The sequence below is a fragment of the Rhizobacter sp. genome (genome assembly GCF_032229685.1).
Taxonomy (GTDB): Bacteria; Pseudomonadota; Gammaproteobacteria; order Burkholderiales; family Burkholderiaceae_C; genus LMDS01.
The window spans coordinates 66700-93435 of record NZ_JAVTWP010000030.1 but is presented as its reverse complement, the minus strand read 5'-3'; the positions used below and the strand labels follow the sequence as shown (position 1 = coordinate 93435).

Here is a 26736-nt window from a genome sequence, read left to right as displayed (position 1 = left end):
CGCTATCCGCTGAGCAGTAGCTTGGAGAATGGATCTTCTCGCTGGCGTCTCGCGTTAGATATTTCTCAACTGGAGAAACATTGGCTTCCAATCATGAGTATGCCGTCATTGGCCATAGCCGTGCAACGGTGGGCCGCTTCCTCGGTGTCGGCGCTGGACTAGCAAGCTCAGGTATCGCGCTCCTAATAGCCAGTGCGATCACCTACGCAGAGCGTTGGGGCTTCTTGCACGCGCGCGCGTTCTGGACACTGCCCCTCACTGCTACCGTCTTCTACACGCTCGGGCATCTCGCATTCGACAAGTGGGCGTGGCGGACTTGGCTAGTGCATTCCGTCCTCGATATTCCTGATCTGCGCGGAAATTGGGATTGCAGTGGCGAGACTATCGAGCCCAACACTGGCGAGATCAAATACAAATGGACTGCCACGGTGACTATCTCCCAAAGCTGGGAAAAAATAAGAATTTACTCCGAGACGAAACAATCCCGTTCGCGCAGCGTCGCCGCGTCAATCTTGGTAGAGGAGGACCTGGGCTACATCCTGATGTACAGCTATCGCAATGAACCCCGGGCTGGGGAGCCTGAACTCAAGGCACATCACGGCTATGCCGAATGGCATATTTCTGCTGATGGATCCGCCGCCGAAGCGACCTATTTCAATGGTGGCGGCCGATACACCGGCGGTCGCATGAACCTAACCAGGAAGACACGTGGCAACTGACTATTCCAGCCGCCTCGCCAGAGTCACTGCGCGCCGCAACGGTACGGGCGTCGCTGAGCTCAACAAAGGTCCCTCGCAGGCCGCAACCAGTTTGCTTCTGGACTCGGTGGCCCAGACTTATCAGAACAAGACCAAGTCAAAGAACTTCCAATATGCGCTGGTGTCCATGCAGGAAGTGGATGCGAAGTACACCGCAATCAGTTATCGGGAGGCCGAGCGTGTCGCAAAGCAGCTTGACTCCGGGCTCCTGAGAAACGGAAAAGTCGTGACGGTCGAACTGCAGGGGTCGCTACCGTTGAATGTGCATTTGAGACGCGTGAGCGACGTGGACATGCTCGTTTGGCCGTGGAGCTTCTTTGTCTATGACAGTCATGGTGTGGCCGCGTCCGGTTATGCAGGCAGCACAAGCAATGCAGTTTCCGAACTTGTCAAATTGCGTTCTGAATCGTGCACGGTCCTTCGTTCCGCCTTCCCTGCTGCAACGGTAGATGATTCTGGGGCGAAGTGCATCACGATGTCTGAGGGTTCGTTGCTTCGCCAAATCGACGTAGTTCCGTCCGTGCTGTACAAGACTGCGACCTATCAGCTGACCAATAGTGACGACGATAGGGGTGTGCAGATCTACGACAAGAAGAAGTACGCGCTGATTACCAACTTCCCCTTCAAGGTGCGCGCGTTGATCAACGCAAAAGACGCCCGCACGGGAGGTGGTTGTAAGAAGGCAATTCGCCTGCTTAAAAACATGAGGGAAGATTCCGACTTGACAATCGCATTGTCTAGCTTCGACGTCATGTCGCTGGTGTATGCGATGCGAGATTCCGACCTGATGCACCAGTCCTACTACGAGGGGAAAATCGTCGCGTCGTTGCAGAATTGGTTCTTCGCCCTCGCAAATAGCGAGAGTCATTTGCGAGGGCTCGATGCCGTGGACGGAAGCAGGAAAATCGTACAGTCAGCGGCCGATGTAGCGGCAGTAACGCAAATGTCGGAGGAACTAAACTTGTTGGTCCTGCGCATTGCGCAGGAGTTGCAGCCCGATGTCCCTACAAGTTTTCAGGCGTGGCGGAACAAGGTTGAAAACGAACTCTTGCTCTAGGCGCTTGCGGCCGGGTTACGCATCCGCAGCGGTCGAACGCAGCCCGCACCGTATTTGTGATCAGTCGTTCGAGACCTGACACCGCTCAGCGTCAGCTTCCGAAACGAGCGGACGCTGAGTATTTCGCCATCGAAGGGCTCGTCTCAGTCTGATGCCGAAGTGCGTGATTGAACGGAGTGCCACCGACGCAGCCGCTGCGGCGTTGACGCGGACCTCAATGTGAGGCAGCCACGCCGGCTGTGGCGGCAAGATTGGGCAAAGGAAACCGGGGCATGGCTTCTGACGCCGGCTTCCAAACCCAGACCGACGCATCGCCGCGAGGGTTCTCGCAGTTGGTGCCCTCGACCAATGCCGCTCCCTCGAGCCCTGGCGACACGACGAACAGCAAAAGCGCCGCGTCGCGCGTGTCCGTCAGCATGGCAGTGGCAACGCACTGGTCACGATGCAGGTTGTATCGAAGCCCCTTGATGAAGGCTCGCCCATCAGCAACGAGGTGCTCTACGAGTTGGCGCTCGAAGGAGTCCTCGATTGGCAGCCATTGCGCCGTGGCAGGCATCAGCGACATCTCGACGATCGCAGGAACTCCGGCACTGCTCACTCCGAAGGTCGCAACCATGACCATGTGGATGTCTTCGGTGGCGCCCCACAGTTCCAACTCCGATTCGAAGCGCCTGCCAAGCCGGCGGTAGAGCTGCTCGTCCAGCGCGAAGGCCTGGTCGGGAACATGCTTCACCACGGCCTTGAAGCCATAGCGCGCCGGCACGATCTCCTTCACTTCGGCGATCAGCAGCATCAGGCGCTGCGGCTTGCCGGGTGCAGCGATGGCTTGCGACCACTGCGCGAGGCGCCTGGCGTTGATCGCATCGCGCTGATCGACCGAGAACACCTCGGGGACATAGAGCCGCGAACGTAGTGAATCCCCGCGCGCGGTCTTGTTCTCGGCCGCCAGCAGCAAATGCTTGCGCACCGTGCCCCAAGTCCGCTTGCCGGCAAATCCGGGATGCCAGCGCGTCAGCTCGGCCTGGTCCCACAGGTAGTGCAGCAGCCCGCGCAGCGAGAGCTTCGTACCGCTACTCGTCACGCTGTCGCTGTCGCCACCCGAAGTGGGCATCGCAGAGCGCCCTGCGGTCTTCGACATTGAGAAGTCGAGCTTCAACGTCGTTTCGCCGGTGGTTAGGTCTTCGGTGATCGCTGACCCCAAGACTTGGCCCAGACCGGAGAACTCGGGCGGAGGTTCATAGGACGGGCAATCAGGCGCATGTTGGCTGCCGGTGTTCGGCATGCGTTTCACGATGAAGCCGTCGCCTAGCCGCGCCACGTACATCTCGATCCCGCCGTGCAAGCAGAGGCATCGAAGCCGATGGTGTTCGGCGTGTGCCGCCGCGATGGCTTCGGCGAAGCCTGACGAATCGATCCGGAACCGCAGGCCGGCGATGAGATACGCGGACTGCGACGCTGGCGCGACCGCCTCGGTCGTTGTCCCTTGCATGACCGTACCTCAACGCGCCGGGGCGGCACGCTCGCGGCTGCGCTGCACTTCTGGCGTTGGCACGACCGCCGGCCGTCGAGACGGTGCCGCCTTGTCGTACACCTTGACCTTGATCGACTGACCCTCACGCAAGCGCTGTGCGAGTTTCTCGGTGGCCGCCGCCATCACGGCCTCGCGCTGTTTGTCGGGTACACCCTTCGCGACCAGCACCGCCTCGATCGCGGCGAGCACGGCCTTGCGTCCGCTACCGCCGCGGGCGGACGCTTTCTCGATGGGTGCTGCCCCAGCAGCGGGGCTGTCCCCACGCGCCGGCTCGATCCGGTTGACCAACCGCGCCTCGCGTTCCTTCTGCAGCACTTCAAGGTCGGCCGGGTTCGGCTCGTATCCGAGCGCTTTGACGCCTCGCACCGAGGCTTCCAACCACACCATGCGTTTGAAGTCTTCGTTGCCCGAGACCCGCAGCGCGCGCCAGTTGCGTGCCTCGGCCACATCCACCATCGACCGCGCCACCGACGGGCTGTTGGTGTCGGTTGCCAGCCGAAATGTCGACTCGGTGAAGGCCACGCGCGACGTGTCGCCGCGGAATCTGTACTCGGTGCGGCCGATCGTCACGTCGCCGACAGTCACGGGTGCCCGTTTGATGAGGTACCGATCCACCAGTGCAGCTTCGAGCCTTGCCACCACGGCGGCCCGCTCTGCTTTCGCGTCAATGCTGGCGATGACCTTCGCGTCTGCGGCCTCGGCTTGCGGTTGTGCCTTGCCCAACGGCACGACATTCGTCGTCTGCGGTACTTCATCGCGTACCGGCGTGGCGTCGACCGGCCGCTCGGGTGCCGCCGAGCGCTTTGGGCCGCGCTGCCATTCGCCATTGACCTTCTGCACCGTCGTGCGTTTGCCCTCGGCGTCCAGTGCGATGAAGCGGCTGCTGCCGAGCTGGTCGGCTTTCGCGACCATCTCGGGGAAGTTATTCGCGCGGTACGTCACTTCCGCGAACGGGTCGCGCAGCTCGTAGCGCTCACCGGGTACGTCGAGCGGCGTCTGGAAGCGTTCTTTGGCGACTGTGGCACGGTTGACAGGCTCGACCGTGCCGCCCTGGGCCGAGGTCGGGCGACGAGAGGGAGAGGTTTCGGCATCCATGGTGTCCTCGCTGGGGTGTACGGTCCAAGGTGTGACGGCTCACGGCATGGCAGCGGCCGAAGAACCCATGGCGACCGGCAGTGCCCGGTACACCTCGATCTCGACGCGCCTGTTCAGGCCTTGGCCGGCAGGGCTCGAGTTGTCGGCGGCGTGGTCGCCCGCTGGCTGGTACGTGGCCCGGATGCGCGCCGCATCGACGCCAGCACCGACCAGGTACTCACGCACGGCAGCTGCGCGCTCACGGGCAATGCGGCTCTCTGCGGCGGAGTCGGTCGCGCCGTCCGTCCGGCCGCGCAACAGCACCAACGGCGCACTGCGGGCGCTCTCGACCAAGGCCGAGGCGGTATCCGCAGGAACGACGACGCGCGTGCTGCCGAAGGTGAAGCGGATCGTGAAGACCCCGTTGGCTGGCGACGATGCAGGCGTTGCCATCTGCGCCGCGGCGATGGCCTGCTGCTGCGCGGAAACACGTGCAAGTGTCGCAGCGGCCGATTCGGCGAGCCGACTCGATTCGGTGGCCAGGATGCGGGTGTTCTGCAGATCGCTCTTGCAGACCTGGAGATCGACGGCCATCGCCGAGTTCGCCGGCCGCTTGTTTGACTCATCAACCGTCGGCGGCTTCGGCGGCGAGCCGCACGAGCCCAGCACCAGCAGCAACGGGATCAGTGACGACGTAGGGCGCATGACAGGTCTCCGGTGCGTGGGTCAAGGAAGGCTGGGCGCCAAGGGCTGAGGCTCGGGTTCGACCTCATGCGACGTCAGCACGCCGTCCTCGTCGGCGACCGCTTCGATCGAACCGCCGGAGTCAACTGCGCTGCCGGCGCCGTGGTCGACCTGACCGAAGAAATTCAGCAAGTCGTCCGCGAGCTTGTCCGGCGCCGTGTCGAACATATCGGGCAGCAGCGTAACTTCGTGGGCTAGCGCCTCGACACTCAAGCCTTCGCCCGGTGCCAGTTCGTCGTTCGCAAAGCGCCAGCGTTGCTGCACGCGAGCCATGTGCAGGTCCATGTCGATCTGCGGGACGGCCGGCGGCCGACGAAGCCGCGAGGTGAACACCTTCTCGCGGTGGTAGCGAATCTTCTCGCCCAGGATCGGCTTGCAGTTCTCGAAGATCACCACCAGGCGTTCACTGCCGAGTTCCTTGAACTCCTGCGGCAGCAGCAGTGACCGGCGTTGTTCGCTTTCGTTTCGACTGACCGAACTGTGGCCGTGCTGGCTGAAAGACCGGCTGCGCCCGCGCGACGTGGCACGCTCGGTGAACTGGCCGAGCATCGCGCTGTACTCGTCGGCGTCGCGCTGCTCTCGCGGCGCGTAGAGGATCTGCAGACCGTGGTTGGTGGCGAAGGTGCGGGCGTCCTTGTCGCCGTACACCGCATCCAGTTGCGACATCGCCTGCACGACGGTCAGCAGCCGCAGGTTGTAGCCGGCCAGGAAAGCGGCAGCGGACGAGATGACGCCGACGCGACCCATCGCCGTGAACTCGTCGTTGACCAGAAGGCACTGCAGCTTGAGGCTTGGATCCTGCTCCGGCAGATGCTGCGTGTTGAGGCTGACCAGTTGCGAGAAGAACAGGTTCAGCAGCGGCCGGGCATTGGCCAGCCGGTTCGGCGGGATGCGCACGTAGATCGACATGCGCCGGCGCCGCACGTCTTCCAGCCGAAAGTCGTCGGCGCACGTCGCCGCGTCCACCACGGCATCGGCGAAGATCGTCAGCGGCGCGTTGAGCGTCGAGACGATGCTGGTGAGCGTGTTCTCGGAATTCGATAGCAGCCGCTGCAGCGCATCGGTGCACTCGTCCGACAGCGCGTTGCCTGCCGACTTGCGCTGTTCGATGAGCGCGGACAGATGGCCCTTCAGCGATTGACCGCGCCCGGACGACTGGCGCAGTAGTTCACCGATGGTGCGCGGCAGGTCAGGCGTTTCCAGCAAGACTAGGCCGAGCCCCAGGAAGAGGTTGCGAGCCTGATCGTTGAAGAACGCTTCCGACGACGTGCCGCTCCCGTCGTTCGGGAAGAACACCTGACCGATGGTGAGCAGATCACCAACACGGTGAAGTGGGCTGGTGCGGACGGCGGTGAGCGGATTCCATCGGTGGCTGCGCGCCGATTCGTCGAAGGGCGAGAAAGCATAGATGGCCTGTCCACGCTCGGAACGGTAGCCCGCCGTGATGTCGTAGTTCTCGCCCTTGATGTCGAGCACCACCACGGAGTCGGGCCAGTTGAGCAGGTTCGGCACGACCACGCCAACGCCTTTGCCGCTGCGCGTCGGTGCTGACAGCATCACCGAGAGCTGGCCGGGCAGCGCAAGGAACTTGCCGCGATACCGGCCTACCAGGATGCTCGGGCCAGGTCGCTTCGCACTTTCGATCAAGCCGGCGCACGCTACTTCTCCCGAGTTGGCAAACCGAGCGTCGCCGTGAAGCGGGCGCCGCTGCCGCGATGCCGCGAAGAGCGCACCAGGCAGCACGACAAGCAAGCCAAGGGCGGATGCTGCCATCGAACCGATGAGCTTCTTGCGGAGTCCCGCGTCGTCGGCGTAGAGCGCCCAGTAGTCCACGATGCTCATGAACTCGGCCTGGCGCGGGTTTGCCTTGTTGAGCACGAGGAACAACACCGCCGACACGTAGACTGCCGCGCACGCCAGCACCGAGAAGCCAGCGACCGCGAAGACGCCGGCTGCCGCCTTGCGCCCGATCGGCCAGCTCGACATCGGCAATGACGTGGCGCCGCTCATGCCGCAGCCTGTACCGAGTCATCCCAACGGCCGAGCCGTTGCCGACGCGGTTCGTAGAAGACTTCAGAAATGAACCGACCGCGCTCGTCGCGATCGAACTGCACGATCACGTCGACGACCACGTTCAGCAGCCACTTGATCTCGTTCATGCGCAGGCCGCCGCCGGCACCGCTCTCGCGGATCATCAGAGACATCTGCTCGAAGGCCAGCGCGCAACTGCCGGCGTGCAGGCTGGTGATGCTGCCCGGATGGCCGGATGCGGCGAGCCTCACGAAGTAGAAACACTCGTCGCCCCGAACTTCGGCGAGGAAGATACGGTCCGGCTTCATGCGCAGGCAGGCTTCGAGCAGCGACTTCGCCGTCACGCGCGCCGTGCCCTGCGCGTCCTTGCTGTAGAACAGGTGAACCACGTTTGGGTGGTTGGGCAAGGTCAGCTCGGCCGTGTCCTGGATCGTGATCAGCCGCTCGTGCTTTGGCACTTCCTCGACCAAACCCTTCATGAAAGTCGTCTTACCCGAGCCGGTCTTGCCGCTGACGACAATGGTCTGGTGCTTGCGAACGGCCAGGCGCAAGAACTCGGCGTAGCGGCCCGCGTCCTTGAGGGCGACGAGCTCTTGCTCGAACGGCAGCAGCTCGCTCGACGGCGTGCGAACTACCGTGGCCGTGCGCTCGAACAGGCCTTCGCGCTCGAAGTCATCGAGACGTTTGATCAGGTGCGAGGGCTTGCGCACCGTGATCGAGACGGTGCCCCGCGTGACGGCGGGCGGGATGACGAACTGGATGCGCTCGCCGCTTGGCAGCGTCGCCGACAGCAGCGGCCGTTCCTGATTCACTTGTTGATCGCAGAAGGTGGCCACCGCCGTTGCCAGCGACAGGCAGCGTTCCAACGTCATCTCCGGGGCTGACGCCACTTGCCATCCGCGCACGGTCTCGATGAGCAGTTCGCCGGGCCGGTTGACGCAGACCTCCAGTACGCCCGGTGCATCGAGCCGGTCGCGCAAGGGGCGCAGAAATTCGACGACCGAGGTGGCATCGCCGCACCAGCCTTCGGCGGCGATGCCGTGATCTTGAGCGGCGGCATTCATCGCGGTTCTCACCGAGCAACCGGCTTCAGTTCGTAAACCGATGAAAAGTCCACGTCGCGCGCGACGTAGATGCCGACGATGCCGCCCTGGTTTTGGTAGATCAGCGGCGGAATGTTGATCGTGCTGTCCAGCACCTTCTCGGCGAGCTTGCTGGTGTTCGCTGTGGTCGAGGGCAGCACGACCGTGTTGGCCTGTGTGTCCGCGTTTGACAGAGAAGCCTGGTTCTGGATGACCAGCTTGACCGAATCGTCGATCAGCGAGAGCAGCATCGCCGCGCCGATGCGCTCGAACCAGCGGTTGTCGACGTAGCCGTCGATGCCGGACTCGCCGAGCGGGCCGGTGCCCGGTGAGTCAATGTCCACGGTCACGCCGTTCGGCGTGCGGATGCGCGTCCACAGCACCGGGATCCGCACCGTGCCCGGACGCACCGAGGCGATGCGGTACTCGCCGTCCATGTGCGAACCGCGCTCGACCAACAGTACGCGGCCGTCGTCGCTGAAGACGTTGCGCTGGACCTGGCAGCTGACGAAGCCAGACGTGGCGCTGATGACCTTCGTCTTCAGGGCGCAGGTGAAGGCCGTGCCCTTCGGCAGGGTCAGGCTGCGGTTGCCGAGCATCGTGGCAGCGACGCGCGGCGTGGCCGAGCCTTGAAGTTGTCCCCCGAATAGGCCACCCCCTTGCGAGGGAACGGCACCCGTCGTGGGGCCGCCGGACGGGGGCACACTGAAGGATGTCGCTCCTGTGGGGGCTGCAATCGGAGACTGCCCGGTGGCCATCGCTGTACTTCGGGTCAGCGTGTCGAGCAGACCTTGCAACTGCTGTTGATAGCCCTGCAGATTGCGCGTCGTGGCTGCGATCGGATCGTTCGGGTCGACCTCTTGTTCCTGGACTCGACCCGCGCCAGTACGCATGGCCGCGGGATCAGTGCGCCCGGTGCCAAGCGTACTGGTTAGCCCGGCACCCGGTCGAGTGGTCACCAACAAGGCGGGCGCGTCCTCCGGAAGGGTGGGCTTCGGACCACCGGCCGCAGGCGCGCCCCGGCCGGTGCGCCGCACGCCGATCGGCTCGGCAACTTCTTGTGCCGCCGGCACCAAAGCTGGAATGCGTGGAGACGAGGCGGCGACTGCGGTCATGTCGAGCCTGCGGGGTTCGGCCGTCGCAGCCGTCGGCCGGTCGCCCACGCGCTTGGACTCGCCGTCGTCTGCCTTCTTCCCGCTGGACGCGAAGCGCTGAATCGAGAAGGCCGACACCGCCACAAGCGAGAGGATCAACAGCCCAACCGCCAGCAGACCCTTCTTCGACATCGGGGTGCGCGACCGCTCGGCGACGTTGGGGATGCCGGACTCGCCGGGCAGCGGGGCAATCGTGTTGCCGTCGCCCTCAGCGCTCGTGCCAGATCCCATGCTGGATTCCTCGCGCCGTTCGGAACGTTCGTTCACTGCGATGCTCCCAAGCGCCGTCCGGCCTGTGAGTCACGAGCTTCGGCCTTCAGAACGCGCTGGACGCCAGGCACCGTGGTGCCGCCGTCCGGAGGTACACCATCCAGATCGAAGGCTTCGTTCCACACCCCGACCACGGCCGAGCCGGAACGCAGCATTAGCCGACGGCTGACGCGATCGACCACCAACAGGTCTTCTTCCATGCGGGCGTTGACCAGCGTCTCGCTGCCGTCACCGAGCACATGGAACACGGCAGGCACTTCCCGATTACCGGGGAACCGGATGTAGGTGAAGCGGCCATCGTCGAAGACCAGAGTCGGCACGATGTCTTCGGAGCCTTTGCCCTCGGCGATCGAGTAGTGCGAGTTCATCACCAGCGGCTTGGCCTGCAGCCGCTCTGCGATCACTTCCTGCGGCGAAGGTGGAGGCGGCACAGCGGGCAGGGCCACTAGCGGCGTTGTATCTCGAAGGGCGAGCCGTCCCGCCGTCGGACCTGCAACTGCAGGTGCCTTCACCACCAGCCGATAAACCGGCGACTTCGGGTCGTTGTCCGCGAGCACGACGAATCGAAACGAGTGCGTGCGTCGGTCGGTGACGACGGCGAGGTTGTTCGGCGCACCTGCCGTGCTCTTCGCCTTGACGAACAGGTTTCGCCCGCCAGGCTGCGCGGCGACGCACCAAGCCGCATCGGGCTTGGCGCAATCGCCACCGAGCCCGGCGGCCACTTCGGTGATGGACTCGTCGGCATCGAGCACGACGAGCGTCACGACACCGCGCTTGACCGGCACGCTCACCACCGCTCGCGGGTCGTATTGCACTTCGCGCAAGCGAGGGTCCACGCCCGAGATGTCGGCCGAACTCGCGGCCGACGCTGAGAGCGCACCGGCCACGGCAATGGCGAACAGTGCGATGCGCTTCATGGCTTCGCGCCCGGAGCGGCGGTGTTGATCTCGGGGTCGGAGCGGTAGGCCATGACGACGAACCCGAAAGGGTTCTCCAGTCGGTCGCGCTCCTTGGCCAGTACCTTGGGCTGGTACTGGAAGACGACGCTGGCGACGTGCCGCGTCGTCACATCCGGCAGGTTGCGGTCGGTGAGGCGCACGACCTTGTCGTAGGTGACCGTTGCTTCACCGCGGTTGCCGCTGCGGCCTGACGCCGCCAGGCGCACGCCCACCACGTTGATGCGCCAGTCCTCGCTGGCACCCAGTTTTTTCTGCAGCGCTCCGTCGCCTTCGAACTGGCGGTTGTAGTCGATGAACACGCCGGGCACTGCCATGCGTGCGACCTGGTCAAAATCGCGTTGCAGGAACATCCAGCTGTAGGCCTCTCGTGCCCGAACGAAGATCGCCAGGTTGTGCTTGTCCAGCGCCTCCATCGGCGGGATCGTTTCGACATCGAGGCGCTGCTGAATCGTTGCCTCGCCGGTCACCCGGTCGACGACGATCGGTATCTCGACCACGCGACGCAACGGCCCCTGCACAAAGACAGCAGCGATGCCGATCAGGCCGAGCATCAACCCGGCGATGGCGACCCACCAGGCGCGACGCTCCGAGCGTTCCAGCATCACCGCCCGATCAATCTCCCACGCCCGATTGGCACCGAGGTGGGCAGATTCGTTCGCTTCGGCAGTGGCGCGGCTGCGATCAGGCAATGCAGCGGCTCTGCCCGGGTTGAGCACGGCGTTCATGGGTGGTCCGATCAGGGAAGGTAGTCGGCGATCCTGCCGGTGCGGCCGAGCATCTGGTACTGGCGCTCACGTTCGCGGGAGCGGGCGATGCGCTCCTCGCTGTCGGCCATGCCTTGCAGCATCTGCACCTGCGACACTTCGTGCGCAAGCAGCGCGTTCTCGGCGCCGATGCGCGCCTGAATCTCCTGGATGGCCTTCTGGTCGCTGGTGCCGTTGATCTGGTCCATCAGCGCATTGATCTGCGACAGACGCCCGGAAGCGGACTTCATCGCGTCTTGCAACAGGCCTTTCTGCTGATATGGCTGGGCGAGTGCCGCCTGGCAGTCCGTTCGAGCGCCGCCAGCGAGGTCCATGCAGTTGTAGACCATTCCGACGTCACGCAACGTCTTGGCGGTGGCGTTGAGCCCCGAATAACCGGAGGTGTTGACCGCGTTGAGGTAGGTGTAGGCCTCGGCAGGCACGTAGTTCTTCAACATCGGGTTGTTGAACACCTGACCCAGGTTGCGGATGCCGTTGATGCTGTCGACCTGAGTCTGCAACTGCTTGATCTGCTGTACCTGATTGCTGATCTCCGTGATGTCGTTGAGGACCTGCAGCAGGGTCTGGACAAGGTTCGCAATGTCGACGACGGGGATGCCAGATGCGCGGGCGTTACTAGCGCCGAAGGCAATGAGTACGGCGGCAGCGACTTTGAGACGTGTGTGCATTTCGACGCTCCTTGGTGGGTTGATCTACGCTCGCGCGCGCAGTGCGGCGAGCTTGTAGGCGGCGGCTCGGGCGACCCCGTAGCCTTGTCGAGCCATGGCGCCGGCGCCGGTGGCCATGGTTCCTGCGAAGCGGGCTCCGGCGACGGCCATCGCGCCGGTGGCGCGGCCTGCTGCGTGAGGGATGCCGGCCCCGGCGCGAACGACACCGCCCGCTGCGGCGGGACCGGCGCCCCTGGCCGCCGACGCTGAGCGCAGGCCGGCGACCATCATCGCGTTCTGGACCATCTGGATGCCTTGCTGGATCGCAGCACCGCCAGTTAAGGCGGAGGCAAGGCTCGGGGCCTGGAAGCAGATGATGGCCATCAGGATCATGACGACGCAGTAGCGAAGGCTCTCGCCGACCACGTTGAACGTCGGCCCTTGAAAGCCGCCCTGTGACTGGACGACCTGGACCATGGCTTGACCCATGTAGACGCTCAGCCCGAGCGCAAAGAACGCGAACCATGTGAGAACGACGGAGTTCAGCACCATCGACAGCCAGCTATCGAAGAATCGGGCCGTTGGGCGCCACGCCAAGGACAAGATGAATATCGGGCCGATGGCGATCACGAACGTGAGAAACAACTTCGCCAACGTCACGACAAAGAGTGCAATGCACAGGAATACGACGTTGCCGATCGAGCACACCACCGCAGCCAGCAGAAGGTCGAGGCGCGTGATGCCGGCATCCTTCAGCAGATCAAGCACCAGCAAGCTCGCCTGGTCGTTGAACGCGTCCAACATGGCATAAGGCGACGAGACCGTCAGCGGATTCGCAGCCGCAGGCAAGAACGTCGCCGCCACACCCGAGGCGAGCGCGTCGGCCGTATCCGAGACGTTAGAGATGTAGAAGCCCGCTTGGAGCGCGAACGCGAGAACCAGCCCGATCTTGAAGACCTTCCACAGAAAGGTCGGCACGGTCTCCGATACCTCGTTGCGAAGCACTGCCCAGCCGTACAACGCGACCCAGAGCGTCATTGCAGTGAGTGCGATCGGAGCGATGGCGGTCATGAGCGCGGAAACGACGCCCAGCACGTAAGTGCTGAGAATCGAATTGAACTGCGCGCCGACCCAGGTAAACATCTTTCCGCTCCAACTTATTGCACTGCGCTGAAAGGCAGGCTTTTGACGCTGACGCACTTGCTGGACATGTCTGGGTATTGGCAGTGCATCCACTGCGAACCCTTCTGGACGATCCACAGTCGCGAGAGCTTCTGAGTGCCGTACGTCGACGCGCGGCACGTGCCCGGGCGGGCATAGATTTCCGTGCACTCAGCCAATCCATCCGCTGTTTCGACCATCTTCCAGCCGCCCCCAGAGCAAGCCGGCTGAGCTGCCGGGCACGGCTTCGCAAGGAGTGCTCCCGTCGTGGGCGGTGTCTCGACACGCTTGCTCCCGTCGGGCATGACCTTGACGGCCTCGTTGCCCTTGACGAATTGCGCAATCGACGCCGTTGAGGCGACGGCCATTGCGACGCAGACGAGGAGTGATTGAACGATCTTCATGCGGCTCTCCTTGAGGTTCGGGTCTTGCGATCCTGAACCTCGCGAAGGAGAACGGGAAGCCATTGAAACGGATCGTCACCATGCCGTTCGCGCACGCTGTCGAGCAGTGCAACGTTGTCGGTCGTGGCCGACAACACGGTCACGAAATCGCTCAGGCCTGCCAGGTCGAGTTCGCAGATCGCGCTGGAGTGGCCTTGCTTCACAAGGAAGCGCCGGCCGCCCTGCGCGCCAAGGCTGCGGACGATCTCGAACTCGGCTTCGCTGAGCCCGAAACCGTCAACGTATTCCTCGCGCACCGCTTCGGGGTTGGCGAGGAACATCTTCGTCACGCTCTGCTCGACCATGGTTCGGCCGATGGGGTGTCGCAGCACGTCGGATGGGCTCTGAGTGTCGAAGATGCCCAGGCCGTTCTGCTTTCGGATCGTCTTCTGCTTCTGCTTGGCGAAGTCGCTGAAGATCTCGTGATCGAGCGCCTTCCAGAACTCGGAGATCACGTAGATCAGCCGTTCGCCGTTGACCAGCTCTTCCATCACCTGCAGCAGGTACATCATCACCGGCGTGCGCACCTCGGGCAGGTCAAGGAACTCGGTCGTGTCGAAGCCGATCACCGACGCAGCGTGAAGATCGAGCAGTCGGTCGTCGGCCTGGTCGAAGACCCACCCGAGCGCGCCGCCCTGGCACCAGCGGCCGAGCCGCTCGAAGAGGCTGTTCTCGCCCGACTTGGGCAGGTTCTGCCGCACCGTGGAGAAGCGGCGCAGGCTGGCCGGCATCATTGCGACCGCCTTCACGGCGTCAGCAATCGCGCGCTCGTCGGATGGCAGCAGCGGCATGGCCGGTGTGGCGATGCAGGTGCGGATCAGTTGCTCCCAGAACTGGATGCGGGCCGGCGTGGGCTCGCGTTGCAGCGGGTTGCAGCCGGTGGGCTTGCCGGCTTCGAGGGTGAAGTAGCGTCCACCGAGGGCTCGGATGGCGATCTCGCAGCCGCGGTCCAGGTCGAACAGCACGAGCCTCGGCGCCGGTTGCCATTTCCGCGTGAGTGTCAGCAGGAACATTTCCAACGTCGTCTTGCCGACGCCGGTCGAACCGATGATCAGCGTGTTGCCCGGCAGCTTCTTGTCGCCCGAGTCTTCGCCTTCGGGGCTGCTGTGCAGGTTCAGATAGAAGGGCTGGCCCGACGGCGTGCGCAGCAGGGCCAGCGCCTCGCCCCAGGGGTTGCCGTCGCGCTTGCCGCGTGCGAAGTTGTGGCCGCTGGCCAGGGCGGCGAACGCTCGCGACGAGAGCTTCGCATCCCGGGGCCGCCACTGCCAGTTGCCCGGCATCTGCGCGAACCAAGCAGCATCGGCCACCAGATCGACAGGCGACATTTGCAGGCTCGACGCTTCGCCCACCGCGCCGATGGCTTGTGCCGCGCGTCGCCCGGCATCGGCCACGTCGTCACCGAACACAACCAGGCTGTAGTGGTACTCGCCCATGCAGAACTGGCCGTCTCCGAGCTCGTTGAGTGCCACGTCCATTTCGGCGACCTGCGTCTCGACCACGTCATCGCTGGCGATGAGCTGGTCGCGTTGCAGTTCAAGCGAGCGCATGGCTTCGCGACGAGGCAGGATCGAGAAGCTCTGCGTTTCGATGAACTCGCTGGCTTCGTAGAGCAACGAGTTCAAGATGCCAGGCTCCACCGCGTCAGCGTATTCCTTGATGTCCACCAGAGCGGCGTATCGGCGCGCGTCCCCGTGACGCAGCTCGAGCTTGTCGCCGCCGAAGGAGAGGCGTGCCGTCGTCAGCGTGCGATACAGCGCGCCGGCTGCTGACGGAATCGCGCGCCAGCATCCGTTGACCAGGTAGCCAAAAAACTCGGCGACTTCGGAGTAGCTGCGTCCACGTTCCTCGCGCATCCCGAGCAACTGCGGCCCGAACCCTCGCAACACGCGCCCAACCAGCGCCGAACGCTCTTCCATCACCCGCAACGCATCGGCCTGCGCATCGGCAATGTTGGCTCGCGTGCGCTGCGTCGATTGCAGCGCGCGGCTCATGCGCGAGGCGTTGGGCCGGTAGACGAGCGTCAGGTACAGCTCATTGCTCATCATGCGGCGCTCGCCGAGCTTGGCGTGATACGCCATGGAGAGATCGCGCGCGAAACCCAGCTCGATTGGTTCCTGAAGCGCATCTCCGACGACGCGGTGCAGGCGGTGAGTCCACACGGCCCATTGCCCCCCTGCGAGGTTGCGCAAGAGGCTGCACAACGCCTCATGCCGCTCGGCGATCAGGTGCTCGTCCGAGCATTCGAATGGCACGCCATCGAGCCGCCAGACCCGCAGGTAGTCGCCGCCGCGCGTGATCACGTCGTTCGGACTGACCAGCGACGAAAAAGGCACGAACCGCGCGAGCGGGTTCTCGGCCTTCGCCTGCGCCCAGTGCCGAGGCCGAACGTCAGCGCGGACGGACGGCTCGACTGAGCCTGAGGCCTTAGACATGCCAAGCTTCACGGGCTCCCCGGTAGAGTGTGGGTGCATAGCTGCGCGCGTGCCAGAAGCGGCGATTGCGGTCGTGCAGGCGCAACTTCATGGCGACGAACATCTGCCGGAACCGCTGGTCGTCTTTGCTAGTGACGAAGCGCATCCACAGCAGTGCCGGCAAGAAGGCCAGCAGCACGGCCAAGGCGATCCACCAGCTCACCAGGATGCCGCCCCACATGATCAGCAGCATCCCCGCGCCGAAGAGGATGACCAGCGGCACCAGGGGTATGCCCAGCTTCATGGCGGGCCGCGTGGCGCCCTTATAGATGGCTTCGGCTTGCATGGTCCGGTTCCCCGTTGCCAGTCAGGCGACGATGTAGCTGGCGAACGCCGCGGCGCCACCAACCAAGGTGCCACCGATCAGCACATTGGCGACATCGGCCAGGCGGGCGCCTTGAAAGATCATCTTGAAGCCGGCCCAGATGATCGCGATGGTGACCACCGCGATCGAGATCGTCACCAGGATGGTGTTGACGTTGGTGACCGTGGTGTTGATCTTGTCGAAGCCCTGGGCGAAGGCGAACCGCGGCATGAGCAACGCCAGCGCCATCCCGATGGACGCGGGGTTGATGCGCTTCGGAATCGAAAGGTGAGCAGTGGGGTGCATGGTCAGTACCTCGATGGGGCCTTGGAGAAATCGCGCTGGAGTCTTCATCGCGATCCGCTCAGGGTGGGACGCCGCTGGGCCGGCGCTCTTGCGGTACGGCAAGCGCGATTCGTTGCACGTAGCCGTGGCGGAACCCAGTGACGAAGTTGCCGCTGTAGTAGCAGGACAGGGCTTGCCGGAGTGCCGGCTGCGGAAGCGCTTTCTGTGATGAGCGCTCGAAGCATTCGGCCAGCACCTTCTGCATCGCCCGCAGGTTCTCGCAAGGATCGAAGGCCGTGTTGGCGTTCAGCCCCAGTCGCTCGAAATTGCGCAGATTGATCTGGGCCAGCCCTACGCTGAAGTTCCAGCCGTTGGCTTGCAGGTGGCTCGCAGTCGCCAGCGCTTCGGCAAGGTTCCGAGGTTGCCGGTCGAGCGCGCCGCCGACCACACCGATGGCGTGCGGGTTGAAGCTGCTTTCGACGGCGACGAGCGCTTGCGTCGTGCTCGCGTGCACCAGCGGAGCGCACGCCATCGCCAGGGCGGAGAGAGTGGTGGCGTCCATGCTGGCCTCAGCAGGTCGGGCAGGGCGGGGTCGGCGGCGGCAACGATGCAAGCCAGGTGACGTAGTCGTCGTCGAATTTGGTGTTCCACGTGCCGAGCTGGGCCTTTGCTGCCGGCGTGAACTCGGTGACCGTGTCTCCGGCGAAGCTCCACCAAGTGCGTGCCCAAGGGACACCTTCGATGTTCACGGCGACAGCCCCTGAGTAGTCGCAGGTGTAGATCGGCCCGCTCTCGCCATCGACGACCCGGGTGTACTGGGGCGGGCAGTAGGACGGCGCACTGGACCATTGATGCGTGGCACTGTTCGCCGGGCCCGACATTCCGCAAGAGGGGAAGGGCTTGCCGCGTTCCAGATCGTGCAGCACCTCGTGGATGGTTGGCACGCATTGGGTAATGTCGCGCCAGCTCGGTGCGGCAAAGCACAACAGCACCTTGCAGCCGTCGGCGGCACGCGCCAGCGGTGGGAAATCGGCCAGCGTGACGAGCATGGCCAACAGCCACACGCATCGAATCACGTTGCTACGCTTGGCCGCGTTCGCAGCCAAGTCCAAGGTGATGAAGTTGTTCATGAGGGTCCTTTCGAAGGCGGCGCTGAAGGGGCTTCAGCCCACAGCACGCCATGTCGAAACTTTAGGTTCCCGATCCATCGCTTCACGCGATGACTTAGGCTCAAGAACCATCAAATCGTGGCTTCACCATCACTCCCGGTTGGGGCTACCGCCGATGGACGAACCGCCGGCCACGAAGAGCGCTTGCGGGTTTGGGCACGGTGATGATTCGGTGCAGGACGTGGGCGTAGACGTGCTTCGCTGGCACGGATCGTGAACGGCAGTGCGCGTGCCCAGAGAGGGTATCAGGTACCGTCGATTTGCCTGCAGGCCGGGGAGCGCGCGTGCTGGTCAGGCAAGCATTTAGATGCTCTGGGACAGCTCGCGGTCGCGTTCAACCACTCGTCGCGATCAGTTGAGGCGCCCGAAATACGATGACCTGAATTGCGCACGTCTATTCGCTCTGTCCGTCCGAGCCCGATCGATAGTGCGCGTTGGCATGCGCGGACGTCCACGCGGCTAGCACCGGATTCATGACTCGCCGCCAGAGAGGCGGCACGAGACAAAGAGGCACAAGGATCGCGTACTCGGCGGGAAGCGCAGGAGCGCCCGCAGTTGGCCCGTACGTGTAGTAAGGGCGCGCGGCATCTTGATGGTGTTGATGGTGGAACGATATTCCCAAGATGAGCCACGATTGAAACCGTGCGGTGTCATCCCATCCGACCTGACTGATGCCGCCTAACTTTGCTGCTGGAGAATCGTCGCCGAGTCCCCAGTGCTGGATGTACGTGATTGTGTTGAGCAAAAACGGAACGCCAAGTACCAAGACCGCATAGAGACAGAACCCGTAGAGGCGGCCGACCAGGGCGAACGCGCCCCAGAGAAGAGCTGTCAAGGCGATGTAGAAACGAAGGTCGTCGAGGATCGAGTGATCGCCGCGGCTTCGAGAGAGGTTGGCGTTGAGTCTGACCGCCTCAATTGGGGCAATCCAGCCTCGGCGCAGAACATAGGCCCAGACACTTTCGGTGGCTTTAGGGCAATGTGCGGACACGGTGTCGCGAGCGTGTGCGTGATGGGCCCAGTGTTCAAAGATGAAAAACGGGTAGCCTGCCACCGCGCTGATCAAATGCGCAGTGCGCCTGTCCCAGTTACCACGCCGATGCCCGAGGTCGTGAGCAACACATTCTGCGAGCCCACCAAGGACCAGTGTTGCGAGAACGAACTGCGCGCGGTCCGAGAATGAATGCGGGCGCTGAAACCCGACGACAAAGAGCACCCAGGCCATCGTGACCACGAACAGCAGTGCATAGATTCGCGGCAGCCAATCCAACAGCTTGCGCTCAGAGTCCGACCAGTCTGCTGTTTCGCCCGGGGGAACCGAACCAACTGCGAGGCGGAGTAACGGAAAGGCTACGAAGAAACACAGAGGCAGAAGCAGATAGAACTGAAAGGCGTGGCCGACTGCGAGAAGCGTTGGCGGGAGAAAGATCGCGGTGTATCCCAGGGCTCTTATCGTTTTCATCGCGTCGTCTTCGAGTCGCCTGGCTGCGTCGGGGATGAATTCGGGAGTCGCCGCGACGGAGTGATGCAAAGCACTCGCCGGCCAGGGTCGCACACACTCGACCGCCCATTCGCGAACGCATCCAACACGGGAAGCATGAGACGCCTCCACACGGCGGGGACGAGGCATGCATGGAGCATGACAACGTAGCAGCCTGGTTGGCGAGGTGCGTTAGGCGAAGGCTGAACGAAGAAGTACGGTACCTCTGCCGCGCGATGATGTGCCATGTGGAACGAGTTGTTCATGGTGATCCACGCCTGCATGAGGCAGTCATCCTCCCAGGCCAGTTCTCGCGTGCTTGCGTCGCGCATGCTGTCCTCACCGAGCCCCCAGTGCTGCACATAGGTCATCACCTGCATCGAGAAGAACACCGAGACGGCCACGCAGGAGTAGACGACAAGCCCCTGCACCCCGGAGGCGACGAAGAAGATTGAAGCGGTGACCACCGTCGCCAAGACGCCGACAGGCAGGGGGCGCACGAATGCCGGCCACACGCCCGACGCGCGCATCGCGTGGTCACCATCAACAGCAGCTATGACCGAAGCAACCATCCGGCGCCGGGCGAAATGCCAGACCGATTCGGTGACGCGCGCCCATTCTGGGTAATGGGTATCGCCCGGCCGGGCATGATGGACCCTGTGCTCAAGACCCAGGATGGGGTAGCCGCAGATTCCGGCGATGGCCGAGCCGGCCAAGGCGGCGGCCCTGCTCCTGCGATGGAGCATCTCGTGCGCCGGGAAGGTGCCGAACATCATCACGGTCCACAGGCTTAATGCGAAACCAGCGATCCCAAAGCCACCAGCGACCTTGGCATTGCCCAACTGGACCGCAGCGATCGGCAAGCAGAGCGCCAGCACACACAAGTACACCGAAGGCAGTGCAAAAAGGATCGAGGTTGCTCGCTCGCTCACGCGAAGCGCACGAGATCGGTAGGTGCCGAAGATGAACCTCGTGATTGGGGATGCGGCGACGAAGAGTACAAAGGTTGCCCACGGGTAGCCGGCTTGAATGCTTGTGACCAGCACGACGGGCGGGAGCAGCACAACGAAGTAGCCGACGAGGACAAGGTTTGAAAACATGGCGTGGAGCAGAAGTCTGCGTTGATCTAGATGAGCCCGTATTCGGCAGCAAGCTGAGACGCGGCACGGCGATTCGAAACCTTCAAGCGGGCGATGATTCGCTGAAATCGCGAGTCAACGGACACAGCAGAAATGCCAGTGGACCGAAAGATTTCCTTGCTCGACAGGCCGGCTCTCTCGAGCTTGAGCAGTTCGATGTCGATGTCAGTCAGCTTGCATGTTCGGCGCAACTCTTCTCTGACGAATGCTGTGTACCAATCAAGGAACTCGAAGGACACCGACCGCGCCAGAATCTTCAGTTTGGCGAAGTGGGCATTGTCAAAATGTCCGGGCTTGGAAGAGCCAAGCATGAGAACGCCGAGTCGGGTCAGCCCGCCAGATGCGGGCGCGGGGACGACGAGCGCAGACTGAACGTCGAAGCGTCTCGCCAACGCGACGATCTCGAACTGTTTGGCGGTGCGGCACGGAATGTCTACGTCTCTCGCAGGACTCGAATTGGCGCGGGCATAAAGGAGCCAAGGGTCGTCGGCGAACCATGCAAGGCGCTGGTACTGGGCGCACCAGCCGGGATGGCAGGCCAGGAGGAACCGATACGTTTGATGCCAAGGGTCATTCTGAAGAAAGGTCGCGAAGGCCGAACTCTCGCAGCCCAGCTCACCAGCAATGTTCTTTAGCAGGGCGCAGGCCTCACCAGGATCTGGCATGGAGGAGATCAGCGCAATCTTTCCGGCTACTCTGTCCGCAAAAGCAGGCGAGTCGAACAATCTCCCAATGTCGCCCGCCGCGTCAGCAAGGGGGGTCGAAGAGTTCACGGGCTAGCCTCTTTAACTGGTCCTGCAGAAATGGCCGCTCTCGCACGACCGGATCCTCGTCCAGCCATGATGTGAGGTCATCGAAAGTGCTGAAAAGTATGAAATGCTCGACCAGCGCCGGCTGCGTGTCACGGCTGCTGCGGCGCATAAACACGCCGTCATCCCGCTTGGAGAGATCGAAGTCGACCCCCTCGAACGGACCGACTCTCCTTCCCATGGCAACGGTCACATTCGATTGGACGTCGCTTCCGAAACGCGGGGATTGATGCGGCCTTCCCATGACTGCCAACACTTGAGGGGGTCTGGCTTGTGTCTTGTTTGAAGCGGACGAGCCCCTCTGCCGTGCCTCCCATGAAGAGTTCGGGTACCGACGACCATCGTGCGACGCCGCCATGTAGATCAGTGCATCATCGACAAAGACATCGTCAAGTAACGGGAGGGCGATTTCACGCAAGCGCCGGTTGACAACTTCCTGCGACAACCCCGAAGCTTAGGTCCTCGGTGAGCCGAAATCCAACCAGACTGAGACAGACGCAGTGGCTGGCGGCTTGGCGGTTCCTCGATAACTCTAACCCTGGCGCTAGATCGCAATCTAGCCGTGCTCGCTGTCAGACCGCGCGACGAATTCGGGATGTTTTTCAGCAGAACGAAACACCGTGTTACCGATGAAAGATCAACCATCGAATGACCTGGAAGTGAAGCCACTGCCGCACCCATCGCAGCTGGCGGTTCGCGACTTCGGTGCCTACGCAATGGTGATTGACGCGCGATCTCCGCGCGAGTACGAAGAGGACCACATTCCCGGCGCCGTGAACCTTCCGGTCGTGGATGACTTGGAGTACGCCGAGGTAGGGATCAAGCACAAGGAAGATCCCCACGCGGCCTACCTCATCGGCGTTGAGTATTCGCTTCAGAACATGGCCCGATACATCCGGCCGCTGGTCACGAAGTACGGCAAAGACGATCGCATGCTGGTCTACTGCTTCCGTGGTGGCAAGCGCAGCAAGCTCTGGGCGGACACGCTCCGCACGATCGGGTTCGAGGTCGACGTTCTCGCTGGGGGATGGAAGAGCTATCGACGTTGGGTCCGCGCCAGCTTGGACGTTCTGGCGGAGCGATTCGAGTTCCGCGTTCTGTCAGGCTCGACGGGGTGCGGGAAGACGCGACTGTTGCAGGCGCTCGGACAAGCGGGAGAACAGTCGCTCGACTTGGAGGGCCTTGCCAGGCATCGAGGTTCATTGATCGGGGAAATTCCAGGGGTTCGGCAGCCGTCACAGAAGACCTTTGACTCTTTGCTCCTGGATGCAATGCGAAAGTTCGATAGCGCTCGTCCGATCTGGATTGAGGCCGAATCAAAGAAGATCGGCAAAGTCCAGATTCCCGATGCATTGCAAAAGGCGATGCACAAAACTGTACCGATTCTTGTCTCGGCGCCCATGACCGAGCGGATTCAGCTATGGCGCGAGGACTATGCGGACCTCGCACAAGACCCCGTCGCGATGGTGAAGATGCTCGAGCCGTTGAAGCCTCTCGTCGGCGGCGAAGAGCTTGCCCTCTGGCAGACGCTCGCCGCAGGTGGCCGAGTCGATGAGTTATTCGAGCGGGTGATGACGAAACACTATGACCCGTGCTACGCCAGGTCGACTGCACGCTCGTTCGGCAAGAGCCTTGACAGTCGAGTCATCGCAGTTACGTCGCTTGCACGAGAGAGCTTGAGTGAGGTGGCTCGCGATCTCGCGAGTCGTACTGGCCTTTGACGTGAAATCCATCCCCGGCCCCGGCCCCAGTACTGCGCGAACTCAAGTGCGATAGTGGGCACCAAGCAAGGTCCGCGATCGAGGGTTGTTGGGCCCGTCACATCCGTGTCGCGATCTCTTGATCGGACGGGTGTTCGTGATACCGGAAGGTTCTGCAGCACGCCCTGCAGACGAGCAGGCTTAGCGCATCTTCCGACAAGGTGCTCGGCCACTCGAAGGCCTCTTCGTCACCACATCGATGGCACTCCATGACTGCAAACCAGAATGTGTTCCGGCAGCCTTCGCACTTCATTGAGCAAAGCGCGTCTATTTCGAGCACGTCGAACTCGTCTTCGTGCCTGTGTTCGCAGCGAGGGCAACGGAGTATCAACATCCAAGCGCTCTGGTGGTGACAGTCTGGCGTCTGAGATTTTGCGCCACCCGTGCGTGAGCAGTCGTAGCGATTTGTAGTCGCATGGCGTTCGATCCGAAAGTCTGCCCCGAGCTGAATTGCTTGGCTTCGCACTTTGAAGCGTGAGTGCCGCACCCGCGGCACTGGGGCATCGGCCGCCCGCTGCCGCGAGCGGCCGCATCGCTCGCCGGCATCGTTGAGCGGCCCCGCATCCGTCTGCCGCCTCCGGTGCGAACCGTAGCGCCGCGCGCTCGGGCGCAAGGACCTTTCGCGGCATAAACGGTCGCCTTCCCGCTGTCGCGGGCCCCTTCCATTTATTCCACGGTGCCCTTGCGCCCGCGCTTCACCGCGGCGCTCTCGGTCTCGCACGGCGACCGACGAATGCGGGGCAGACATCAGCTCAACAACACACCCGACGCCGAGGGATCAACAGCCACGAACGGCTCCCTCGGAAATTAGGGCAGGTGGTCTTCGGAGCCGGAAGGAAGGGCGACATGCAGAGGCGAAATGACATCGACGAGGACGGCCCGACATCACGGCATTTCCAAATCGTTGCCGCGTTGTTCGGCGGCTATGGACTTCCGTGGCCGGGCCTTCCGCCGTAGCGCTGCCTCGCGTGGAACCCGGGAACTGTCTTCAACGATTGGAGTTCATCATCATGGAACACACGAAGGAATTGCTGTCGGTGCCGTTGTCGAGCCTCGTGCCTTCACCGCACAACGTGCGGCGTCATACGACAGGACAAGTCGAGGAGTTGGCGGCGCTGATCGACTCGCAGGGGTTGCTGCACAACCTGGTTGTCACCGAGCAGATGGTCGGTCGCGGCGGGGCACGCAGGCTCAAGTTCGCGGTTGCTGCCGGTGAACGGCGGCGTCGGGCGATGTTGCTGTTGCAGCAGCAGGGGCGACTGCCCAAGACCCACGAGGTGCTGTGCGAGCTTGTGCCATCCGAGCGTGCTCTGGAAGTTAGCATGGCGGAGAACAGCGGCCGGGAGGCGCTGCATCCCGCCGACGAATTCGAGGCCTTCAAGGCCCTTATCGACGAGGGCAAGGGCGTCGAGGACGTGGCCGTGCGCTTCGGCGTTTCGCCGCTGACGGTACAGCGGCGCCTGAAACTCTCGGCGGTGTCGCCGAAACTGCTGGCGCTCTATCGGCAAGACGGGATCAACCTGGATCAGTTGATGGCCTTGGCGCTGAGCGACGATCACTCGGCGCAGGAGGGTGCGTGGTTCGACGCGCAACCCTGGGACCGCGCGCCCGCTGCGCTGCGGCGCACGCTGACGCTCGGAGAGATCGAGGCTGCTGGCAACGCGCTCGTGCGCTTCGTGGGCATCGAGGCCTACGAGGAAGCCGGTGGCGTCGTGCGTCGCGACCTGTTCGACGACGACAAGAGCCGGTTCCTGTCCGACCCTGCACTGGTTCAACGGCTGGCCGGCGAGAAGCTGGAAGCCATCGCGGCGTTAGTGCGCGAGGAGGGCTGGGCCTGGGTGGAGGCTCGGGTTGAAGTGGATTCGCACGCGTTGCGGCAATTCACACCCTGCGAGCACGGCATTCGCGCGCCGACGCCGCAGGAGCGGGCCGAATTGGTTGAACTGTCTCGCCGTGGCACCGAACTCGAACGACAGATGTACGCGCTGGAAACGGCGCCCGACTGGGCGGCCGAGGAAGCCGAGTGCATCGACCTCGAAGAGCAGGACATCGCGGCACGCCGCAAGGCAATCAACGACGGCATGAAGGCCTGGGTGCCGGAGACGATGGCGCATTCGGGAGTGATCGTCACGGTCAACCGCGAGGGCGACGCAGAGGTGATCCGGGGCCTCGTCCGCGAGGCGGATCGAAAGGCCTTGGCGTCGTCGCAGAAGAGCGCGGCGAAAGCAACGCAACCCGGCCACGGCGGAGCATCCGGTGACGGTGCATCCAGCCCCGTCGCGATCGAACGCAAAGCTGCGGGTTGCAGCGATAGCCTGATGCGCCGGCTGTCGGCGCATCGCTCGGTGGCCTTGCAGGTCATGCTGGCCCGGAACACGCCGGTGGCACTCGCGGCGCTCGCGCACGTCTTCGTACAACGGGTTTTCGGTGACGAGTTCCGGCGGCCCGGATCGGCGTTGCAGATCACGCCCCAATTGTCGGCGCACGCACTGCAAGCAGTCGCCGATGACATCAAGCCAAGCCCTGCCTGGGAGGCGCTGGAGGCGAGCAAGCTGGCGTGGAAGGAGCGACTGCCCGAGCAGCCGCGCGAATGGCTGTGCTGGTTGATTGCCTTGCCGCAGGCCGAGGTGCAGGACCTGCTGGCGCTCTGTGCAGCATCGACGCTGAACGCATTGCCGGGCACGGGTGCTGCGGGTGAAGCGAACGCGCTTGTCGAAGCCGTGGGACTGGACATGGCCGACTGGTGGGAACCGACAGCGCGGGGCTACTTGAACCACGTGCCCAAAGCCCAGATCGTGCAGGCGCTCAGGGAAGTCGGTCCCGGGCTTGCCGACGACGGCATGGGTGCCATGAAGAAGGACGTGCTGGTGGTCAAGGCAGCGTCGCGATTGGCCGGCAAGCGCTGGCTGCCTGAGCCCCTGCGACATCTACCGGGGTGACAGGATCGAGCGGCCAGGTTGAACCTGGTCGCTCCATCCTGATTGGAGTGAATCATGTGGTTACTGTATGCAAGGGCACCGCCACCGGACGCGCCTCACTGGCCCGGTCGGCGCCTGCTTGCGGCCATCGACGCCCTTGCGTGGCCACTCCTGTGGGTCATCGGGTTCAGTCATGTGCCGAGGCCGGTTGGCATCGTGGGGCCTGTCGTCGTCGCCGTGGCGCTCCTGTGCGCCATCGGGCGAGTTCATCGCGCGTTGTGGGTCAACCACCGCTATCGGTTCACGACCTGGCGCTGGGGGCGGATTGTTGTGGCGCTCCTGCTGATTGGCGTCGTGTTGAAGCTGATGTTGCCGGCGTGACTGGCACGGCGAATGCGCGATGTCGATGCGAGTCAGGCAGATCGAGCAACAGCACCTGTCCACGTCAGTGAGTAACGGTGGGACGGCCTTCGCTCCACCGCTCGAGGTCAGCGCGGCGCCAGGCGATGGCACGTTTTGCCAGCCGCACAGGTGACGGGAATTTGTCCTCGGCCATCAGTCGATAAATGGTTGAGCGACCCAACCCGGTTAATCGAACGACGCCCGTGATTCGCAGGAAGGGTGAGGCTTGAGCGTCTGCGGCTTGCTCGTGAACTTCGGGCTGAGGTTGACGCATGTCGTGGCTCCTGGGCTGTGTCGGGCCTGACAACTTTAGGCCGGGAACCC

At 63.3% G+C, this 26736-nt stretch carries 26 protein-coding genes; 5 read left to right on the top strand and 21 right to left on the bottom strand.

Features of this window, described 5'->3' with window-relative positions; all coding sequences use genetic code 11:
• Positions 1-80: 80 nt before the first annotated feature.
• Both AC30PD_RS11160 and AC30PD_RS11155 read left to right on the top strand, forming a co-directional pair.
• A complete protein-coding gene (locus AC30PD_RS11160; protein ID WP_489535720.1) occupies positions 81-719 on the top strand; it encodes a Cap15 family cyclic dinucleotide receptor domain-containing protein in 639 nt (212 codons plus the stop codon).
• Complete coding sequence (locus AC30PD_RS11155) at positions 709-1815, top strand: nucleotidyltransferase-like protein (RefSeq protein WP_489535719.1); 1107 nt, start codon at positions 709-711, stop codon at positions 1813-1815. Before AC30PD_RS11160 ends, AC30PD_RS11155 begins: the two co-directional genes overlap by 11 nt.
• 214 nt (positions 1816-2029) lie before the next feature.
• Here AC30PD_RS11155 and AC30PD_RS11150 read toward each other — a convergent pair whose 3' ends face one another.
• The 20 genes from AC30PD_RS11150 to AC30PD_RS11055 all read right to left on the bottom strand — a co-directional run bounded on the left by AC30PD_RS11150 (position 2030) and on the right by AC30PD_RS11055 (position 21750).
• Positions 2030-3304, bottom strand: coding sequence for a DUF1173 domain-containing protein (locus tag AC30PD_RS11150; RefSeq protein WP_489535718.1), 1275 nt, complete (start codon positions 3302-3304; stop codon positions 2030-2032).
• Positions 3305-3313: 9 nt separating this feature from the next.
• Complete coding sequence (locus tag AC30PD_RS11145; RefSeq protein WP_489535717.1) at positions 3314-4441, bottom strand: LPD7 domain-containing protein; 1128 nt, start codon at positions 4439-4441, stop codon at positions 3314-3316.
• Between the two features lie 39 nt (positions 4442-4480).
• Positions 4481-5125 carry an OmpA family protein gene (locus tag AC30PD_RS11140; RefSeq protein ID WP_489535716.1) on the bottom strand — a complete coding sequence of 215 codons (645 nt, stop codon included), beginning with the start codon at positions 5123-5125 and terminating at the stop codon, positions 4481-4483.
• A gap of 21 nt (positions 5126-5146) precedes the next feature.
• Positions 5147-7174, bottom strand: coding sequence for a type IV secretory system conjugative DNA transfer family protein (locus AC30PD_RS11135; RefSeq protein WP_489535715.1), 2028 nt, complete (start codon positions 7172-7174; stop codon positions 5147-5149).
• The gene (gene virB11, locus AC30PD_RS11130) at positions 7171-8259 is read right to left on the bottom strand and encodes a P-type DNA transfer ATPase VirB11 (protein ID WP_489535714.1); all 1089 of its coding nucleotides are present in this window, start codon (positions 8257-8259) and stop codon (positions 7171-7173) included. The genes AC30PD_RS11135 and virB11 overlap by 4 nt, the downstream gene beginning before the upstream one ends.
• A gap of 8 nt (positions 8260-8267) precedes the next feature.
• Positions 8268-9698: a type IV secretion system protein VirB10 gene (virB10, locus tag AC30PD_RS11125; RefSeq protein ID WP_489535713.1), complete on the bottom strand. Its 1431-nt coding sequence runs from the start codon at positions 9696-9698 to the stop codon at positions 8268-8270.
• Positions 9695-10516 (bottom strand): TrbG/VirB9 family P-type conjugative transfer protein, encoded by an 822-nt coding sequence (locus AC30PD_RS11120; RefSeq protein ID WP_489535846.1) that lies wholly within the window; start codon positions 10514-10516, stop codon positions 9695-9697. The genes virB10 and AC30PD_RS11120 overlap by 4 nt, the downstream gene beginning before the upstream one ends.
• Before the next feature lie 98 nt (positions 10517-10614).
• On the bottom strand, positions 10615-11385 hold the full coding sequence (locus AC30PD_RS11115; protein ID WP_489535712.1) for a VirB8 family type IV secretion system protein: 771 nt from the start codon (positions 11383-11385) through the stop codon (positions 10615-10617).
• Between the two features lie 11 nt (positions 11386-11396).
• Positions 11397-12092 (bottom strand): TrbJ/VirB5 family protein, encoded by a 696-nt coding sequence (locus AC30PD_RS11110; protein ID WP_489535711.1) that lies wholly within the window; start codon positions 12090-12092, stop codon positions 11397-11399.
• Between the two features lie 24 nt (positions 12093-12116).
• Entirely contained in the window at positions 12117-13214 is a 1098-nt protein-coding gene (locus tag AC30PD_RS11105; RefSeq protein WP_489535710.1) for a TrbL/VirB6 family protein, read from the bottom strand.
• Between the two features lie 14 nt (positions 13215-13228).
• On the bottom strand, positions 13229-13636 hold the full coding sequence (locus AC30PD_RS11100) for a hypothetical protein (protein WP_489535709.1): 408 nt from the start codon (positions 13634-13636) through the stop codon (positions 13229-13231).
• Entirely contained in the window at positions 13633-16107 is a 2475-nt protein-coding gene (locus AC30PD_RS11095; RefSeq protein WP_489535708.1) for a VirB4 family type IV secretion/conjugal transfer ATPase, read from the bottom strand. Before AC30PD_RS11095 ends, AC30PD_RS11100 begins: the two co-directional genes overlap by 4 nt.
• Positions 16100-16432, bottom strand: a complete 333-nt coding sequence (locus AC30PD_RS11090; protein ID WP_489535707.1) for a VirB3 family type IV secretion system protein — start codon at positions 16430-16432, stop codon at positions 16100-16102. The genes AC30PD_RS11095 and AC30PD_RS11090 overlap by 8 nt, the downstream gene beginning before the upstream one ends.
• Before the next feature lie 21 nt (positions 16433-16453).
• Entirely contained in the window at positions 16454-16804 is a 351-nt protein-coding gene (locus AC30PD_RS11085) for a TrbC/VirB2 family protein (protein ID WP_489535706.1), read from the bottom strand.
• A 10-nt stretch (positions 16805-16814) separates the two neighbouring features.
• Positions 16815-17297: a lytic transglycosylase domain-containing protein gene (locus AC30PD_RS11080; RefSeq protein WP_489535705.1), complete on the bottom strand. Its 483-nt coding sequence runs from the start codon at positions 17295-17297 to the stop codon at positions 16815-16817.
• A gap of 7 nt (positions 17298-17304) precedes the next feature.
• The gene (locus AC30PD_RS11075; protein WP_489535704.1) at positions 17305-17865 is read right to left on the bottom strand and encodes a hypothetical protein; all 561 of its coding nucleotides are present in this window, start codon (positions 17863-17865) and stop codon (positions 17305-17307) included.
• Between the two features lie 433 nt (positions 17866-18298).
• Positions 18299-19366 (bottom strand): fatty acid desaturase, encoded by a 1068-nt coding sequence (locus AC30PD_RS11070; protein WP_489535703.1) that lies wholly within the window; start codon positions 19364-19366, stop codon positions 18299-18301.
• Positions 19363-20484, bottom strand: coding sequence for a fatty acid desaturase (locus AC30PD_RS11065; protein WP_489535702.1), 1122 nt, complete (start codon positions 20482-20484; stop codon positions 19363-19365). The genes AC30PD_RS11070 and AC30PD_RS11065 overlap by 4 nt, the downstream gene beginning before the upstream one ends.
• A 26-nt stretch (positions 20485-20510) precedes the next feature.
• Positions 20511-21296 carry a helix-turn-helix transcriptional regulator gene (locus tag AC30PD_RS11060; RefSeq protein WP_489535701.1) on the bottom strand — a complete coding sequence of 262 codons (786 nt, stop codon included), beginning with the start codon at positions 21294-21296 and terminating at the stop codon, positions 20511-20513.
• Positions 21271-21750 carry a hypothetical protein gene (locus AC30PD_RS11055; RefSeq protein ID WP_489535700.1) on the bottom strand — a complete coding sequence of 160 codons (480 nt, stop codon included), beginning with the start codon at positions 21748-21750 and terminating at the stop codon, positions 21271-21273. Before AC30PD_RS11055 ends, AC30PD_RS11060 begins: the two co-directional genes overlap by 26 nt.
• A gap of 211 nt (positions 21751-21961) precedes the next feature.
• Here AC30PD_RS11055 and mnmH point away from each other — a divergent pair, with 211 nt between their 5' ends.
• From mnmH to AC30PD_RS11040, 3 genes are all read left to right on the top strand, one after another.
• Positions 21962-23053: a tRNA 2-selenouridine(34) synthase MnmH gene (mnmH, locus tag AC30PD_RS11050; protein ID WP_489535699.1), complete on the top strand. Its 1092-nt coding sequence runs from the start codon at positions 21962-21964 to the stop codon at positions 23051-23053.
• Between the two features lie 1049 nt (positions 23054-24102).
• Entirely contained in the window at positions 24103-26031 is a 1929-nt protein-coding gene (locus AC30PD_RS11045) for a ParB/RepB/Spo0J family partition protein (RefSeq protein WP_489535698.1), read from the top strand.
• Positions 26032-26085: 54 nt separating this feature from the next.
• Positions 26086-26391 (top strand): hypothetical protein, encoded by a 306-nt coding sequence (locus AC30PD_RS11040; RefSeq protein WP_489535697.1) that lies wholly within the window; start codon positions 26086-26088, stop codon positions 26389-26391.
• A 64-nt stretch (positions 26392-26455) separates the two neighbouring features.
• Here the strand turns inward: AC30PD_RS11040 and AC30PD_RS11035 are convergent, their stop codons facing one another.
• A complete protein-coding gene (locus AC30PD_RS11035) occupies positions 26456-26686 on the bottom strand; it encodes a helix-turn-helix transcriptional regulator (RefSeq protein ID WP_489535696.1) in 231 nt (76 codons plus the stop codon).
• Positions 26687-26736 lie beyond the last annotated feature (50 nt).